Origin of the sequence: Leptospira broomii serovar Hurstbridge str. 5399 (assembly GCF_000243715.2) — a bacterium.
Lineage (GTDB): Bacteria > Spirochaetota > Leptospiria > Leptospirales > Leptospiraceae > Leptospira_B > Leptospira_B broomii.
In genome coordinates this window covers 19,631-36,670 of the sequence record NZ_AHMO02000010.1, presented here as the reverse complement: position 1 = coordinate 36,670, position 17,040 = coordinate 19,631, and the positions used below count along the sequence as shown (strand labels likewise).

Genomic DNA, 17,040 nt, shown 5'->3' with positions numbered 1-17,040 from the left:
TATAATATTATTTATTAATAATATTATATTAGGATTCCTTTCGATATAATCCTGGATTAAATCTGCGCCTGATTCGAGTCAATCAGTTTGAATTAAAAAACTTTGAACGTCTCGGCTAAATAACCTTCGATAGCCGATTCGTTCAAGAAAATATAATACCTTTAATTTCCGACGGCCCGGAAATTAAAGGTTATAAAAAATAAAAGCCGAATCGTTCAAAATTAATTCGGTTTATAATGATGCTTATTTATTATATATAATATATATTCTATTTTATAATAATATATATTTCCGCACATTGGAATGAGAGGCGTTTAAAGAATGGAGAAATGTGCAATGACTTAAAAATCGTTCCGGTATCTCCTTTTCCGAAAAAGCATTTCCTTATTGCAATAGCATCTTAGAAATCACGACTCTTTGTATCTCGCTGGTGCCTTCGTAGATTTCGGTTATCTTAGCGTCTCGAAACATTCTTTCCACTTCGTAGTCGGTAATGAATCCGTATCCTCCGTGAATTTGAATCGCTTCTTTGGTAACGAACGTCGCGGCTTCGGAGGCGGAAACTTTGCACATCGCAGATTCTAAGGTATAATTCGGCAAATTTTCCTTTGCCCAGGCGGCACGATAGGTAAGCATCTTACTCTGTTCCAATCTAGTAAACATATCCGCTAGTTTGAACTGAATGGCCTGCAGATCCGCGATCGGCTTTCCGAATTGCTTACGATCCTTCGCGTATGATATCGATCTTTCAAACGCTCCTTCCCCGATCCCTAACGCCTGTGCTGCGATGCCTATACGCCCACCGTTTAAGGTTTCCATGCTGATCTTAAAACCTTGATGTTCCGCTCCCAAAAGATTCTCGATAGGGATTCGCACATCGTCCAAAGCGAAAGCCGTCGTATAGCTGCCTCGGATTCCGAGTTTATTTTCGTTCTTTAAAATAACCACGCCTTCCGACTTCAAATCTAATATGAAAGCGGTGACGCCTTTATGTTTCAGGTTTCGATCCGAGGTGGCAAATACGACGCCTGTCCCGAGATGCGCTCCGTTAGTGATGAAATTCTTACTCCCGTTCAGAATATAATAATCGCCTTCCTTCCGATATGTCGTAGTCAGATTGGCCACGTCGCTACCTGCGTCCGGTTCTGTTAGCAGGAAGCAACCGATTTTACGACCTAACGCCAAGTCCGGAAGCCATTTCTCTTTTTGCGCATCCGTTCCGAATCGATAAATCGGATCACACGCAAGGGAGGTATGACCGGAAATCAATACTCCCGTAGAGGCACAAGCTTTCGAAACTTCTTCTATTATAATAACGTAAGAAAGAATGTCCAAACCGGCTCCCTGATATTTCTCGGGTAAGTAACTCCCCAGAAATCCCATTTCGGCAATCTGAGATATAAGATCGTCCGGCATTTTATGTTCTTCGTCGATCTTCGAAGCTATCGGCTTGATTTTCTCTTCCACGAATTCTCGGACACTTTCTCTCAATGTTAAGTGTTCTTCATTCAATTCAAAATTCATAATTTTATCTTCCTTTATTAATACGAAAAACCGTTCATTTAGTTAATGAACGAATACTAATTTGTGTAATTATAAAATCCCTTTCCGGATTTCCTTCCCAAATGCCCGGCTTCGACCATTTTTACGAGGAGAGGACATGGCCTATACTTCGGCTCTTTAAACCCGCTAAACAAAACGTTCATAACCGCAAGGCAGGTATCTAAGCCGATAAAGTCCGCCAACGTGATCGGGCCCATCGGTTGATTCGTCCCGAGTTTCATCCCTTTATCGATTTCTTCCGGTTTTCCGACTCCCTCATAAACGGCAAAAATGGCTTCGTTAATCATGGGAATCAGTACGCGGTTAACTATGAACGCAGGATAGTCTTCCGACACGCAGGACTCCTTTCCTAGCTTATCCACAAGCGTTCGAGCGGTTTCATAAGTGCTATCGGAAGTATTATGGCCGCGAATGATCTCCACCAATTTCATCATAGGGACCGGATTCATGAAATGTAGTCCGATCACCTTTTCGGGCCGACTTGTCGCAGAAGCGATTCTAGTTATCGAAATGGAGGAAGTATTCGATGCTAGTATAGATTCTTTCTTCGCAATCTTATCTAGTCGTTCAAATAAGCTTATTTTAATTTTTTCGTCTTCGCTAACGGCTTCGATGATACAATCCGCATCCTCTAACTCTTCGAGGTCGTTGATTTTGTTGATCCTGGAAATAGCCGCCTTGATCTCCGATTCGGGAAATAATCCTTTCTTCGCAAGTCTCCCCAAATTTTGCTCTATGCTACCGATCGCTTTTTCCAACTGCGGTTCGCTGATGTCGAATAATTGTACATGATAACCGCTCTGCGCCAACACTTGCGAAATTCCCGAACCCATTTGCCCGGCACCCACTACCCCTAACCTAATCATAATTCTCTCCAATAATAATATTTCGATTCGTTAATCCCTAATTCGTTTAACAAAAGAAGAACCGTACGGAAATCCCGGATTCGCGAATCAAATACGATTCTAAAACTTGGGAATTCCGCACGGGTGATAGCCACTTTAACGATACCTTTTTTTTGCCTCTGGATCGGTTTTTCGAATATTTAGCGATTTGAATGTCAAATCGGATCCAAAAGTGAGATGACTTCATTAGAATCGAATATAGCGACATGATGACAAAAAATATTCGTCTATAATTAATATCCATACTATCCTGACCGCTAACCTTAAGAACTAATAGGACTATACTTGTCCTGCGGTGAGAAAGCTTGAATGTATCGGCTCGAGTTGATAAATAAACTTGAACGTTTCGGCTAGAGATTCACATTTACTCGTTCGTTGAATTCTTTTGCTTTCGCTCAAAATAGAAACTGGAAGCATTGCTTTAAGAGGAATTGGAATGAAGAATTCCCTGTATATTTGGGACTGCCATGTTTTATTTGCAGCTTGGGAAGAAACAAGCGCGATGCATAGTCTATATGCCGCGTCCATACTCATTTCAGTAGAAAGACCCGCTCGCCTTTTCCTTCCGAACGAACCTGCAATCGAGTTCACGGGCGTTTTCATTCCGCCTAATCAAATGTATCGCGAAATGGCTAAGCAAACCCACGTTTTGAATTTAAATATAGATCCGGATTCGCTGCTCTTCGAAAGGATCGCAGGTAGTTTAAATGCGGGGATTCAAGTCTTTGACTCTAACAAAATTCCGAATCTGTCGGAAATCGTAAAGAAAGCCATGTCGGAGGACACCACTGACGCTGAAGCATTTATCATATTACAGAATTTAGTTAATACGATTTTCGGATCGATTTTACCTTATAAAGAATCGAAAGCTTTGGATAATCGGGTTATGACGGTCGTGAATCATTTACATTCACTTGCGCACATACCGCATCCTCAAGAAATCAAACTCGGACATCTAGCTAAGCTAGTAAACTTATCCGAAGATAGATTCAGACATTTATTCAAAGAAACCCTTTTCATTTCCGTTAGAAAATACTTATTAAATTTAAGGCTCAAAGTAGCCGCCAAGAATATGCATAGATGTTCGAATCTAACCGAAGCGGCTCATATTGCGGGCTTTTCCGACTCCGCTCATTTTAGCAGAACATTCAGAACGACGTACGGTCATAGACCTTCAGTCGTTTTTCGAAAATCAAAACGAACTCGCATTCGATCAATCGACGAATCATTGACGGGAATTTGACCGATATTAATTCTCCCCTCCGGTAGATAATGTCCATAGGATATCTTACGTTCTACAGGAAAAAGATTCCAGCCGACAGTCTCTTCTATAGGAAGAGTGCGTAGATTTAAAACTGAAGGGATTTTGACCTAAACTTCGTCGAAAAAAAAGTATGCTTCTTACATGATTATGTAAGAGACGGAGAAATATTGTTGAAATATTGTTTCTCGTCGCTACTGTTTTTCTCTCTTCCTTTATTAATGCAGATCGGATTTCGATAATATGGATTTGTTTCAGTGCAATTTTTATTTCTTTGGATCCGCTTTAGCGAGCTCCTTCGGACTCTTCGTCTCACAATTCTTCCTTTCTCTTAAAGAAAGAACTCGTCCCGCTCTTCACCTGGGTTTATTCAGCTTTTCTTTCTTTTTATTTCACTTAGGTTATGCTATCGGCTTCAGCTCTTCTGCCGAATGGACGGTTTATCATAGATTAATCGTCATCCCGTCATCAATGGTCATCTTTATCGAGATCCTAACCTTTTTCTTTTATTTTCCGGAACCAAAGGGAGTGAAGATCGGAAATGCGATTCGGATCGCTCTATACGCGATCGCATCGGTCTTCGGCGTTTATTATATTTATTCTTCCTTAAAAGCTCCAAAGGCGTACAATATCGGAAGTCATTATTGGGATTTCGAAAGTCACGCGTTCTATAAATGGTTTTCACTTTTTATCCTTTTATTGACTTTGTTTTTCATTGTAGCCGGAGTTTGGCGAGTTTTCGTATCCAAGGGGAAAGAAAGAAGAGCGGTTATTTATTTTCTTATAGGATTCTGCATCGTTGGAGTTCTTCCGGGAATCATGAACTCCCTTAGCAGGGACGGTTCGGTATCAAGAGCCTCTTACCAGCAGACTACCGATTTGTCGTTAGTAATCGGCTTATTTTTAATCGTCATTCTTTACGCGAACGTGACGAAAGAGAGAACTACGATTTTGAGCAGGATCACTGCCATAACAATGGCAACCTGTCTTTTAACGCTGCAACTCGTAGGATATTTCGTCTTAAACGGCTATGACGAATCTTTCGATCAAATTCGAAACCAAGAAATCAAAGCCATTGTCAACGATGGAGAAACTCCCGAAGGATTGATCTACTTGACTTCTTATACCCCGAAGTCGGATAAATTCGATTTTCCTTATAAAAAAGGGAATGTTTCCTTAAATACCCGCTCGGAGTTCGAGATTCGTTTTACCGATCTCCGCATTTCACTTTGTAATCTTGGAAATTTAGAAGGAAAAGAGCGATGGAAAAAATCGCAAACCATCCTGGAGGAGGCGCCTCCGGAATTCTTCGTTTACAAAACCGGAATTAAGGAATTCTTAACTTTGAAAAAAGAATCGAAAGTTTCCGATTCGGAAATGGCTTCATTCTTAAATATGCTCTCGGATCGATTAAGTGTTATCCGAAGTAAATATCTTCACCTTCCGAACAAAACCGACAAATCCGGCCTCCTTAATCTATTGAAAGATAAAGACCCCTCAATTTCGGCAGGGTTAGCCGCTCTGAAACGAAGTTTGGAGACCGAATCTTTTGATGCCGGCGGGAACGTTTCCGAGAAAATTTTGCTACCGATTTCCCCGATGACGGAACCGGGGAAGAGGATTTATCGGATTCTGAAATCGAATCATGGAGAAGGCGGAAGCGATACGTTCACGGTTTCTTATATGTATAAACGACCCGATAATGAATCTCTCTTCGAGGTCGGCTTTCAATACGGCATGTTGAGAAGCTTCAATCATATCCCGTCTCTGATATTCGTGTATTCGCTCATAGCGGTTGTTCTTGTCGTCTCGATCGGTTTCAGATATTTCTTCCGATTTGCCTTAATCATTCCATTAAACGAAGTAGTCGACGGATTACAAGCTATCAACGCCGGGGATTTAAATTATAGATTGCAGCCCAGAGTTGAGGACGAAGTGGGTTTTATAGCGAGGTCATTCAACCGGATGGCGCGATCCATTCAAGCGGGACGAAAACGTTTAGATAAATATGCAAAGGAGTTAGAGCATAAAGTAAAAGAGCGCACGATCGAACTGGAAAATACTCTTAGCGAAGTGCGGGAACTAAAACGTTTACAAGACGGGGATTTTTTTCTTACTTCTCTATTAATCAAACCCCTTGGATCTAATAAATCCGAAAGCAGAGACGTTAAAGTCGATTTCTTCCTAGAACAAAAAAAGAAATTCACGTTTAAAAACCGAGAGGATGAAATAGGCGGGGACCTCAACGTTTCGAATAATATCCAACTAAATGGACATCCGTACGTCGTGTTCCTGAACGGAGACGCAATGGGAAAATCGATGCAAGGGGCCGGTGGAGCGTTAGTCTTAGGCGCGGTTTTGGAATCCATAGTCGAGCGGACCAAAAATGTGGAGTCTGTTCGTTCAAAATCGCCGGAACGATGGCTGAAGGATACTTTTATAGAACTTCATAAAGTATTCGAAAGTTTCGAAGGTTCGATGCTCGTCTCTTGCATGATGGGTTTAATCGACGAAACCACCGGATCGCTACTTTTTATAAATGCGGAGCATCCTAGGGCAGTCCTTTACAAAGATGAAAAGGCTAGCTTTATCGGAGACAAATTCAACTGTCGCAAATTAGGTACCACCGGAATCGAGGGAAAGATTCGGATCGAAACGTTCCAATTGTCTCCTGGTGATAGTATTATCGTAGGCTCCGACGGCCGGGACGACATTCTAATCGGTAATGCATCCGACGGCAATCGGATCATCAACGACGATGAGGAACTTTTCCTGCGAATGGTGGAAGAAGGAGAAGGAAATCTAAATAACATTTATGAGGCGATATTGCGCGAAGGAGAATTGATCGATGATATTTCTATGATTCGTTTATCATACAAAGGCGGAGCCTTAATAGACAATTCCGTTGATGGAGATTTTTCTAATCGAGTAAAAGAATTATTATCCGCTGCCAAAAAGGCCGAAAACGAGGAAAACTTAGTGGAGGCGATAACCATCCTCGAGAAAATCGAAGCTCTTGATCCGAGAGTGCCGAGAGTAAAGAAAAAATTAATCAAGCTTTTTCTCAAGAATGGAAAGTATGATCAAGCGGCCCGCTACGCCGAAGACTATCTTCAATTGCGACCTATCGATAACGAAATTCTTTTCATCTCTTCGGTAATTGCAAGAAAGGTGGGAGAACTCAACAAGGCCGTCGAATTAGGAGAAAGACTGAGATTAAGGGATCCGGAACATTTAAATAATCTAATAAGCCTCTCAAGAGTTTATATGACTTTGAAGAATTATGGAAGAAGTAAAATCCTACTTTCCGCAGCTCTAAAAATTAATCCGAAGTCGGAGACGGCTTTAAAATTATCGAATACATTAAACAAAATTACGTCCAACTCTTAGAAAATAAAGTTTTTCAAGGCGTTAAAGGATCGATTTCTTTTAAAAAATAATCGATCGGCCTTCCTCTTAAACGGTCAAAAAAGCCTGCCTTTGCGGTATAGCTGAAAGAAAATTTGTCAATAAATTTATTTAACGTTGATAAAAATGCTCTTCCTAATTGTTGTGATAATAAATGGAGGAAAAGCAGTTGTATAGAAATTACGCAGCCCTATTACTTTCCTTGATTCTACTCTCCGATTGCAATCAAGCGAGCCGACTCTCCTTAGACTCTTCCAGCGCCACCGGCCTCTTATTGGATCAGGCTTTGTCCGGTTTAACCTATGCCACTCAAAGTTCTCAATCCGTTAATGATTCTTGGGCCTGCCCCTCCCTGACAAATTGCCAGAATGTCTACGACACTCAATTCGTGTTATCCGACACCCTAACAATTACGGTGTCGGCGGTGACCGGAGCCTCCGTTCTACGATTATCCGTTTACGGTCCCGGAAGCGCGCTAAGCGGAACGAATTTAATAAACGGCAGCGTCAATGACAGAACCTGTCCGTCTCCCCCCACAAATTCGAATCAAAACGTAGGCGATTCCATCTCGCTTCCTATTTCTACTTTAGGGGTTTATCGAATAGCCGTGGGTAGGGATTGGGGATCGAGTGCAGGTTCAAGCGGCACATATACTCTAAAGTTGAGTACGACAAAGAGCAGTATGACAAGTTTACTTAAAACTGTTACAAATACGGCGACACTTTCATCCGGGATGCAGTGCCCTTAACGATTAATTCACTTTATAGATTTCGAATTAATTTTTCCTACTCCATTCCGAGTTGTCTCATTTGATATTGTAATTTTCCTCTCGAAATTTTCAAAAGACGTGCAGCTTCCGATTTGTTTCCTGCACATTGACTTAATGCCGATTCGATTAATCTTCTGGAATACATGGAAACTAACGGTTCAAAGCCGGCTATATATGCGCTATTGGTAACCGGAGCTAAGGATGTATTTTCCGATTTTGAAATTTTCAATTCCACTATTTCGGGAGGGAGATCCGACACGTTGATCGTATCCCCTTTAAAATGCACAAGTGTGCGAATAATACAATTTTCCAATTCTCGAATATTCCCCGGCCAAGAAAATTGCAAAAATAAATCCATCACTTCTTCGCTAATTGAAGGCTTTTCAATTTCCATCTGTTTAGAATAGTTTTCTAAAAATCGATTCGCTAAAAACGGAATATCGGACCGCCTCTCCCTTAAAGGAGGTATGTTGATTTCAAAAACGTTAATACGATAATACAGATCTTCTCGAAAAGTTCCCTTTGAGGCCATTTCCTTTAGATTTCGATGCGTTGCAAAAATAATCCGACATTCCGCGTTTAATTCCACTCTACCTCCGACGTTCTTATACTTTCGTTCCTGCAAAAGTCTTAATATTTTCGGCTGAATTTCAAGAGGCATTTCTCCTATTTCATCAAAAAATAATGTTCCTCCTTTAGCTTCCGTGACAAGGCCCGCATAGTCCGATTTCGCGTCCGTAAAAGCTCCTTTGGAATGTCCAAAAATCTGACTCTCCCAAAGATTCACAGGCACTGCGGCACAATTGATAGGAACAAACGGCTGGTCGCTTCCTCTACCCAGTTCGTGAATAAACGCAGCGATTATCTCTTTTCCGGTTCCCGTCTCTCCGGTTATCAAAACAGGTTGCTCTTTGTTGGCAATTCGCTCCACTCGATCCACGACTGCCTGCATGCTTCTGCTAGCATAAATAAGCGTCTTATTGACTAGATTTCTTTCTTGCGGAACCGCATCATAAATCGAATCTCTTTCTAAAATCGTCCGTTCGAGGTTGGAAGTGTACTGCTGCAATTCTTGGCGAGCTTCTCTCATCGCGTTAACCATTGAGTTGAAGGCCTTAGTAAGAAGACCGATTTCATCCCGATTGCGCACTTCGACTTGAACGGATAATTCTCCGCCTTCCACTCGATCTACTCCTTGCAATAGCTCCAAAAGCGGATTAAGGATTGAGATTTTCATAAATATCAAGAACCCGACGACTAAAATAAAAAGACTCGCTATTAATCGAATAGCCCAATCCAGAATATAATGATGTATGAAATTACGATACGATTCATAGCTGAAACCGACTTCGACTTTTGCAGTTTCGTTTCGATAAACGACGATCGGTTTTCCGTCTGCGGATATAAAATATGATCTGGACCCGACCGTCACGTAGGGCCGGTCGGAAGAAATAGTATTCCTAGGATTTTCTAAAATATTGGATATGAAAATCAGATTCTTTGTGCCGGGAAGAGATTTTAAATCCGCTATGCGAGCAAATTGAAGACTGTCATATTCGTTTTCAATCGAATGACTTAATCCCCCAAGCATCACCTGCGAAACGGAAAGCGCCATTGCAAGAACGATAGTAAGAATTCTCACGGCTAAAGAAGTCTGAAGATTTCCGTAGCTGACGAAAAAAACATGAAACACGAAAAAGCCGGCGATTACGGAAATTGCAAATACATTCACAAATACGTAGGCGTTTACTTGTCCCAAACGAAACAGTGCGAGAAACACGGTAGGCACAATGAAGGTAAGGAAAAAAGCGAAAAGAATCCCGATCAGTGCGATTCTTTTCTGACCTTGGTTCCGCAAAATTTGAACGACCGCTACTATAACGATTCCGAATGAAAGAAGCAACGAATAGAATGCTACGATTCGACCTTGAAACGTGGCCGTTAAATCCCAATAATGGCCGTTAAAGTGAAACGTTTTACTTTCTTGTCTTGTTTCCCAATAGAACCAAGCGGACACGGCAAAACTAACCAGAAGCTCGACTTGAAAAATAATATTCGAATTCTTTATGAAAATTTTAGATGGGAATTTGAAAAAAAAACCCTGAAAAAAAACGGCTGCGAATAGAGACGCAGTCACCGAAATCCATCGGTGCTGCGCTCCTCTCGGATCTAATTCAACTGAAGCATAAACGCAGGCCGAATATAAAAAAGCTAAACATACAAAAGAAATCGTTAGCTCTTTTATTCCGGAAATTTTATTTCGAACTTCGAGGCAATATAACACGCCAAGCAAACTAAGCAACACCGCTATTAAAAATGATAAAGTCAGAAATTGCAGATACATGAAAAAAGAGTTTTCAAATTAGCATTCTTTCTAAGAAGATCAAGCAGCAATTTTATAAAGTCCAAATCTCTAGAGTAAATATTTTAATCTTTCGTTTTTTTAGAAAAGTATGCCTCTAACCTTTCGCGGATATTCGTTCGTACATCCAGATAAAAAAGTCCATAGTCGGCGATATGATAATTTTTTTTATTTCCTCTACGAGACTCGTACTCCGGATTCGAAGGCAGATCGACTTGCAGCATTTCGTCCTGGCATTTGGTCCTAACGTAATTTCGATCCACATGAGAGAATCCGATTCCAACCCCTCCTTTATGAAACTCTTTCGAGGTTTCGGAGCTATTCAAAATCCAATTCACCGGATTAACGCAAATCCCGCCCACATATCGCTCAGCAGGAAGAGCAAAATCGCTAAGTTGCGAGCCCCATTTTTTCGAGTTCCAGCTTACGTAACATCCGATGTCTTTGGGGCCCTTGCATATTTTCAAATTCGAGAAATCCGAAGAATGAATCGACCAACCTGGTAGATATGCCGCAACGAAATTGGAGACCTTTCTTTTATCCAAATACTCCTTTAGGACCGAGATCAACATCATAGAACCTTGGCTATGACCCGCAATAAAGAACGGCCTTCCTTTGTTATAGTGTTTTAAATAATATTCGAATGCGCTTAACACGTCCCTTCTTGCGATTGAGAAGGCCTGCTCACCGCTTCCCGTCTCATCTACAAAAGAATAAAGTACCGCCTGCCTGTATCGGGGCGCATAAATTCGCGCCGATTCGTTAAATACGGAAGCTTGCAATTTCAACGGCGAAATCCCATAGACGATTAAGTTACTACCGATCTCCGCATTCCAACCCTCCCCTTTGATGAAAGTAGTAGGATGAACAAAAAAAACATCTGCCTTCGCTTGATCCTGTAAGTTTTTAAACTCGGGGGAATTCGGGACCTCGTCCGAATCGTCTTTGATCGAAGGAAGGGCCGCCCAAGATTCCTGCTTAGAATAATCCGGAGCTGCAGGAACTTTATTTTCTTGGAATGAACCTGACGGCTTGATCCAATATAAAAATAAGGAAGTACAATCTGTTAAAAGCAAGCCGCACAGCAGCAATTGTAAATATAAAGTATTTTTCATACTATGAATGTTCCCTTTTACCGAAAGCTTATAGCTTCCGAGTAAGTCTTTTAATAGGGAGCAAACTGCAATAAGTATGCCATATAATCGAGACATTCAAAGCTAGTCGAAACCTTGCTTTAAACCCGTTTTACGATTTCCAATCGATCTAACCTGATTGATTTCGATCAGATGAAGTTTTCAATCGATTAAAATGAGTCACAAGCATCGAGGCAAAAATCTAAATACTTGATCCTCTCAACTATTCCGCATCAGTATTTAATACAATTGTTATATTAAATAGATTTTTTGCTCGGCATGATACTTGCTTTGATGCTCGTAAACCCAGGCCGTATAAAACGTAGGACTGGTGAGGATGAAAAAATGTTGAAGAGAATAACTCTGTTATTGCCTCTACTAGTAGGCAGTTTCTTTTTTGCAGGAACGAACGAACTGGATGCGGCTCGATGCCAAACGACTGGTTTTTTATTAAAAACAACCGCTTGTTCTTATTCCAGTACGCTAATCGAGGCGTTACCAGGCACCTTTCGTAACGTTAAATACCAAGTACCTGAAGGAACTCCGCCTGCCGGGGGTTGGCCGGTGGTGGTGGTGTACCAAGGTTCTTTCTTTCCGGTAGAATTTACTAGAACCGAGGGAACACCGTTCGGAGGATATTATGAATTACAAGTGATTGAACGTATGCTCAATAACGGATTTGCAGTCATTGCTCCCGATGCTGCTGCGGATTTGTTTTGGGAAACCAATCTTCCTGGATTTTCGATTGCTTACGAACTGTCGGGTGATTACCGATACTTAACTAATTTATTTGCGGCAATTCGAAAAGGAACTTTCGGGCCGATTAATCCCAATAAAAAATTTGCTACGGGAGTCTCTAGCGGAGGATATAATACTAGCAGAATGGCAGTCTCTTTTCCGGGAGAATTTAAGGCCTTAGCGATACAGTCGGGATCTTATGCGACCTGCGGCGGCCCCTTATGCATAGTACCAACCTTACCTGCAAATCATCCACCAACGTATTTTCTTCATGGCTGGCTTGATATCGTAGTTCCTTGGTGGACTATGGACCTATATTACGAAAAACTCCGATCTCAAGGAATCCCTACCGGCCTGTATACGGACTATTTCGCCGGACACGGTTGGTTCTCCGCTTCCCCCGATAAAATCTACGCTTGGTTTAACCAGTATCGTTAATACCTTTCTGAAGAGCTCGACATTCAATCGTGTCGGGCTCTTTTAAATAGCCTTTCGAGGATAATTATGAAATTCTTTATCAAAACGAACCTTTTATTTGCATTAATTCTTCTTCCGGCTTTACCTCTAATACTTTCCATAATATTACTCTCCCAGAAATCTCAATCGTCTCTTTCTATCGAAGAAGAAACGGAAGAACTTGAACTTAGCTCTTTAACTCCCCGCGAAACGGAATCTACAAAAGCGGAGAATAGAGATTTTTTTAGTTCGGATAAAGTATCCGAACTAGCTAAAATGACTTTAGTAAAGATTCCATTCGCGCATCTGTCATTGAGCGGAATGCGGGATAATTTGGAGGATAATATCTTTAAGCCGAATCCGGACCCAACTCGCATCGAAGAGATAAAATCCTTTCATGAAAAACTAGATTATCTCGAAGGAAAGGAAAGAGCTGTCGGATTAACCCTATTTGAGGAGGAAGAATTCATTTCCCTTCAATTGAAGAAAAAAAAAGACCTTCGAGAGGTCCTAAAAAATTCTTACGAACAGTTTAAAGAAGGGCTTTCCGAAGAGCAAAGAAAAGAATTCAATTTGCAGATACAATCGATCGACGATTCGATCTTAAAACTTTCGAATAAAGCTTCGAGAAGCGAATAATCCTATGCGTTGAAACGGGCTAGTGCGCCCGTTACGCTAACTCCGTCGAATTGTAAATTAGGGACCCTAAAAACATTTTTCTAAAACGATGCAGTGAACACTGGCCCGATCGCCCAGCCTCTATTGAAAGATAATAATATTTCCGGCTCTGCATACAGGTATGTCGCCATAATTCCAGCATTCGGATGAAAGAAGAATGCTAGCGTCGCCGAAACGTTCCAAGCTCCTTGAGTGAAATTTCTCCTCGCATTGATCGTAAGACTCAGGAATTTCTTATAATCGAAGAAGAATACCATTCCGACGCTCCGCCCTTGCCTCTGAATCGGAATCATTGAATCTACAATACTTGCAGAACCGGTTCCTTGGCCGTACCAAGCATCCTGCAGAGCTCCTGGGTTCTGCGGGTATCCGTTTTGTTGAGCTTGTATCGCCCCGGCAGCCGTCCTTACGTTAATATGATAATAGTTCCCTGCATATTGGAAATAGGGCGTAATATTCCAACTCTGGATGGGTAATTTTATCCGGAGCCCGGCCTTACCGATATCCGAGTTGTATCCATCATCCGCATCGATGACCGGAAACGATTCATAAAAACTATTTCCGGCCGTCGTTCCGACGACATTACGTACTTTATAATATGCTCCAAATGCACCGTAAGCTACGCCTATCATCGGCTGTACGTATTGACTGAATTTGAAATAGTAATCTAAACTCGTTGAGTAAATATTTCCGCCCGCATGTCCTTCCGCGATATTGACTCCGATAGGCGGTTTATTTAACGGTGAGAAATTTACGTCTACTCTCGCATAGGCTGCTTGAAATACGAGCTGGTCGCTCAGTATCATGAATTGAAATCCTTTTTGAGGTCCATAACCGTTTAATCCTAAATCCAATGATCCTGATTGCGTTAAGCCGGTCGCGCTTCCTAAGGATGGGATTTCCCTCTGTCCATTAATCGGGTTTACGTAATTAAAAGGAAGTTTTGTCTGTAATTGCAGGTCGAACTGGCCCGCCATCGCTCCCAAAAGAATTCTCCACTTTTTATCTTTATCGTCGGCGACAGGTTTGGATTCTTCCGCCGAAATTGGTAATCCGGTAAGCGTAAATAATCCTAAAATGATTATAATCCTCATTAAATTTTCTTTAACTTTTTCTCGCATCATACTTCTCCTCGATCTATTTTTGAGAATGCCTCGAATGCTTGTTAAAGCACAGGAAGTCATCCCTCCCTAAGCAGGTTCCGTGCCATGCGAAAATTATTGATAAGAGTAATGTAAACCTAGCCGTACGAGGCTAATGAGAGATTTTCGATCGGAGCCGATTGAAATTGATCGACCGTTTTTTTGCGAATCGATTGAAAACAATCAGATCGATACGAATTCGAAAATCCGTTCGATTTAAAATGAGGATTCGGACCAGAATTATCAACATATCCGAATCGGACCCGTCTTTTTTAAAACAATCGTATTGGTACGCTTCCTGCAAAAGTATCTGCAAGACTTTATGGATCTAAAACTTACATTCTTTTCTTTCGGTTCGTTGATCGTATGCGTTTTTACCGGAGTGCTGAGTACTTTTTTATTAGGTATTCCGGGAAGATCCAAGTCCAGCACGTATCTGGGTACCTCCTTCGCGTTTCTTTCAATTCACGCATTTGCATTCGTAACCGCTTATAGCTTAAATTCACCTACCGCCGCTTACCATCGCTGGCTTATTCTTTTCGTCATTCCCGCATTCGTATGCCTAACACAATTTTTCCTACACTATCCAGTATTAACGAACCGTAAATTCTCCTCTGCACTACTATGGACGCAGACCGTCATATGGATCGGCTTCTCAGCATACTATATTAATGCTACATTATCCTTAAAGCCCGTATTCGATTTCACTGAACAAATTTGGACATTCGGCTTAATTAACGAAAATAAACTTTTAGGAATTCTGATACTTAGCTACTGCTCCATCATGATATTCATCGGGATACGAAGATCCTGGTTAAACAAACAAATAGGAAAAGGATATGTGACCTCCTTATTCTTATTATTTTTTATTCTTCTAATTCTTCCGGCCGTAGTCGCAAACGCTATGAGTCGAGCAGGAATCATCTCCAGGGCGACATTCCTGACGATCTATACATTCTTCATCATTCCCGGAAGCTTTATAATTTTAGTTTTATATATTAATACTACCGAAGACAAAACGAGATTCTTGAATCGAATTACCGGGATATGCTTGGGAACATTTCTGCTCATACAATATTGGTTAGGCCTAGCTTCCGTTGCCAGACAGGAAGAAACATTTGATTTAGCTAAATTGAGAGAATCTGAAAGTTCGGTTTTTCTGAAAAACTTTCCTGTCGGAATTTTGTATGCGATTGAAATTTCCGGAACAAACAAGGTTGCACGTTCGCTGGACGCTTCTCTTCCCGTGCCGACGATCAAAGGGAATGAATTCAAAAGGCAGGCTTTAGAAGATGTAGATTCGTTCTTTCCTAAACATGTAGATCGTTTCTTTCTTTCCGACGAATCCAAGAATCCCTGGTCGGTATCCTATCGTTTCAATATTAAGGATTCTGCAAACCTTTATGAAGTCGGCTTTCCTTACGAATCATACAGAGAATACATACATGAAATTGTCATCTTGCATGTATATATATTAGCTGTTACCATCGTCACGATACTTATTGGATTCAGATTTTTTTTCAAAGGAACTATCTGGAATCCTCTTAAAAACCTTTTGTCCGCGATTGAAAGGATTAACAAAGGCGATCTCTCCACCAAAATACCTGTTCGTATTCAAGACGAAATCGGCTTCCTATCCATTTCGTTTAATGGGATGGTGGCAACGATTCGGGAGGCACAGACGGCTTTATCCGTTTATGCGAATACGTTAGAAGACCAGGTAAAGGAAAGAACGTTTCAACTTACTCAGCTTTTGGAGCAACAGCAAGGGGATTATTTTTTAACCTCCCTGCTTCTCAAACCTTTCGGAATCGAAAAAATTGAGAACGGGAGAATAGCATTCGAATCGTTCATACGTCAAAAGAAACAATTTACGTTTAAAGGTCATGACTACGAAATCGGCGGGGATCTTTCGATGGCAGAAACTCTCACCATTGGCGGTAAGAGTTGTAGCGTATTTATCAATGCGGACGCGATGGGCAAATCCATTCAGGGAGCCGGAGGAGCTATAGTTTTAGGTTCCATCTTCGGTTCCATCCTAAATCGGACAAAACTTTTCGAAGATAAGGTAAACGAAATCACACCGCAGAGATGGCTAAAATCCACCTTCTTAGAACTTTCCAAAATATTCGAAATATTCGATGGAACGATGCTTGTTACAGCGGTAATAGGAATCATCGAAGAAGATTCAGGGAAAGCCTATATAGTCAATGCCGAACACCCTATTCCGATTCTCTATCGAAATGGCAAGGCTTCGCTATTACATACGAAGCACTTTTTTAACAGGATGGGCGTACCTCAGGATTCTTCCGAAGCCTTCATAATCCAATCATTCCAGCTACGATCCGGAGACTGCCTTATTATCGGCTCGGACGGAAAAGACGATCTTATAGCGGGACGTTCCGATGATGGGAACAATATTATTAACGGAAGTCCGGAGACGTTTTTAAGCTGCATCGAGGAAGCGAAAGGCGATCTCAATGAAGTTTACGAGAAAATTAAGAACCACCTCTTCGATGATATTTCCATTCTAAAAATAGAATATACTTCGAATCCTGAAATTAACCTTCACATCGGAGGATTCCAGAAAAACCGGATTAAACTGTGAAATAATAGAAGATTATT

Annotated in this window: 11 protein-coding genes; 6 read left to right on the top strand and 5 right to left on the bottom strand. The window is 41.2% G+C overall.

Going from position 1 to position 17,040, the window contains the following annotated elements; genetic code table 11:
* Nucleotides 1–384: 384 nt before the first annotated feature.
* Nucleotides 385–1,524 (bottom strand): acyl-CoA dehydrogenase family protein, encoded by a 1,140-nt coding sequence (locus tag LEP1GSC050_RS17135; protein WP_010568981.1) that lies wholly within the window; start codon nt 1,522–1,524, stop codon nt 385–387.
* Nucleotides 1,525–1,580: 56 nt separating this feature from the next.
* Nucleotides 1,581–2,429, bottom strand: coding sequence for a 3-hydroxybutyryl-CoA dehydrogenase (locus LEP1GSC050_RS17130; RefSeq protein ID WP_010568980.1), 849 nt, complete (start codon nt 2,427–2,429; stop codon nt 1,581–1,583).
* A 475-nt stretch (nt 2,430–2,904) separates the two neighbouring features.
* Between LEP1GSC050_RS17130 and LEP1GSC050_RS17120 the strand changes: the two genes are divergently transcribed.
* The 3 genes from LEP1GSC050_RS17120 to LEP1GSC050_RS17110 all read left to right on the top strand — a co-directional run bounded on the left by LEP1GSC050_RS17120 (nt 2,905) and on the right by LEP1GSC050_RS17110 (nt 7,885).
* The gene (locus tag LEP1GSC050_RS17120; RefSeq protein ID WP_010568979.1) at nt 2,905–3,711 is read left to right on the top strand and encodes a helix-turn-helix transcriptional regulator; all 807 of its coding nucleotides are present in this window, start codon (nt 2,905–2,907) and stop codon (nt 3,709–3,711) included.
* A 261-nt stretch (nt 3,712–3,972) separates the two neighbouring features.
* Complete coding sequence (locus tag LEP1GSC050_RS17115; protein ID WP_010568978.1) at nt 3,973–7,119, top strand: SpoIIE family protein phosphatase; 3,147 nt, start codon at nt 3,973–3,975, stop codon at nt 7,117–7,119.
* Between the two features lie 187 nt (nt 7,120–7,306).
* Nucleotides 7,307–7,885 carry a hypothetical protein gene (locus LEP1GSC050_RS17110; protein WP_010568977.1) on the top strand — a complete coding sequence of 193 codons (579 nt, stop codon included), beginning with the start codon at nt 7,307–7,309 and terminating at the stop codon, nt 7,883–7,885.
* A 37-nt stretch (nt 7,886–7,922) separates the two neighbouring features.
* Here LEP1GSC050_RS17110 and LEP1GSC050_RS17105 read toward each other — a convergent pair whose 3' ends face one another.
* Both LEP1GSC050_RS17105 and LEP1GSC050_RS17100 read right to left on the bottom strand, forming a co-directional pair.
* Nucleotides 7,923–10,250 (bottom strand): sigma-54-dependent Fis family transcriptional regulator, encoded by a 2,328-nt coding sequence (locus LEP1GSC050_RS17105; RefSeq protein ID WP_010568976.1) that lies wholly within the window; start codon nt 10,248–10,250, stop codon nt 7,923–7,925.
* Between the two features lie 83 nt (nt 10,251–10,333).
* Nucleotides 10,334–11,383 (bottom strand): DUF3089 domain-containing protein, encoded by a 1,050-nt coding sequence (locus LEP1GSC050_RS17100; RefSeq protein ID WP_010568975.1) that lies wholly within the window; start codon nt 11,381–11,383, stop codon nt 10,334–10,336.
* A 363-nt stretch (nt 11,384–11,746) separates the two neighbouring features.
* Between LEP1GSC050_RS17100 and LEP1GSC050_RS17095 the strand changes: the two genes are divergently transcribed.
* Nucleotides 11,747–12,577, top strand: coding sequence for an extracellular medium-chain-length polyhydroxyalkanoate depolymerase (locus tag LEP1GSC050_RS17095; RefSeq protein ID WP_010568974.1), 831 nt, complete (start codon nt 11,747–11,749; stop codon nt 12,575–12,577).
* Between the two features lie 66 nt (nt 12,578–12,643).
* Nucleotides 12,644–13,234 carry a hypothetical protein gene (locus LEP1GSC050_RS17090; RefSeq protein ID WP_010568973.1) on the top strand — a complete coding sequence of 197 codons (591 nt, stop codon included), beginning with the start codon at nt 12,644–12,646 and terminating at the stop codon, nt 13,232–13,234.
* Between the two features lie 80 nt (nt 13,235–13,314).
* Here the strand turns inward: LEP1GSC050_RS17090 and LEP1GSC050_RS17085 are convergent, their stop codons facing one another.
* Nucleotides 13,315–14,397 carry a hypothetical protein gene (locus tag LEP1GSC050_RS17085; RefSeq protein ID WP_232225805.1) on the bottom strand — a complete coding sequence of 361 codons (1,083 nt, stop codon included), beginning with the start codon at nt 14,395–14,397 and terminating at the stop codon, nt 13,315–13,317.
* Nucleotides 14,398–14,737: 340 nt separating this feature from the next.
* Here LEP1GSC050_RS17085 and LEP1GSC050_RS17075 point away from each other — a divergent pair, with 340 nt between their 5' ends.
* On the top strand, nt 14,738–17,023 hold the full coding sequence (locus tag LEP1GSC050_RS17075) for a SpoIIE family protein phosphatase (protein ID WP_010568970.1): 2,286 nt from the start codon (nt 14,738–14,740) through the stop codon (nt 17,021–17,023).
* Nucleotides 17,024–17,040: the final 17 nt, after the last annotated feature.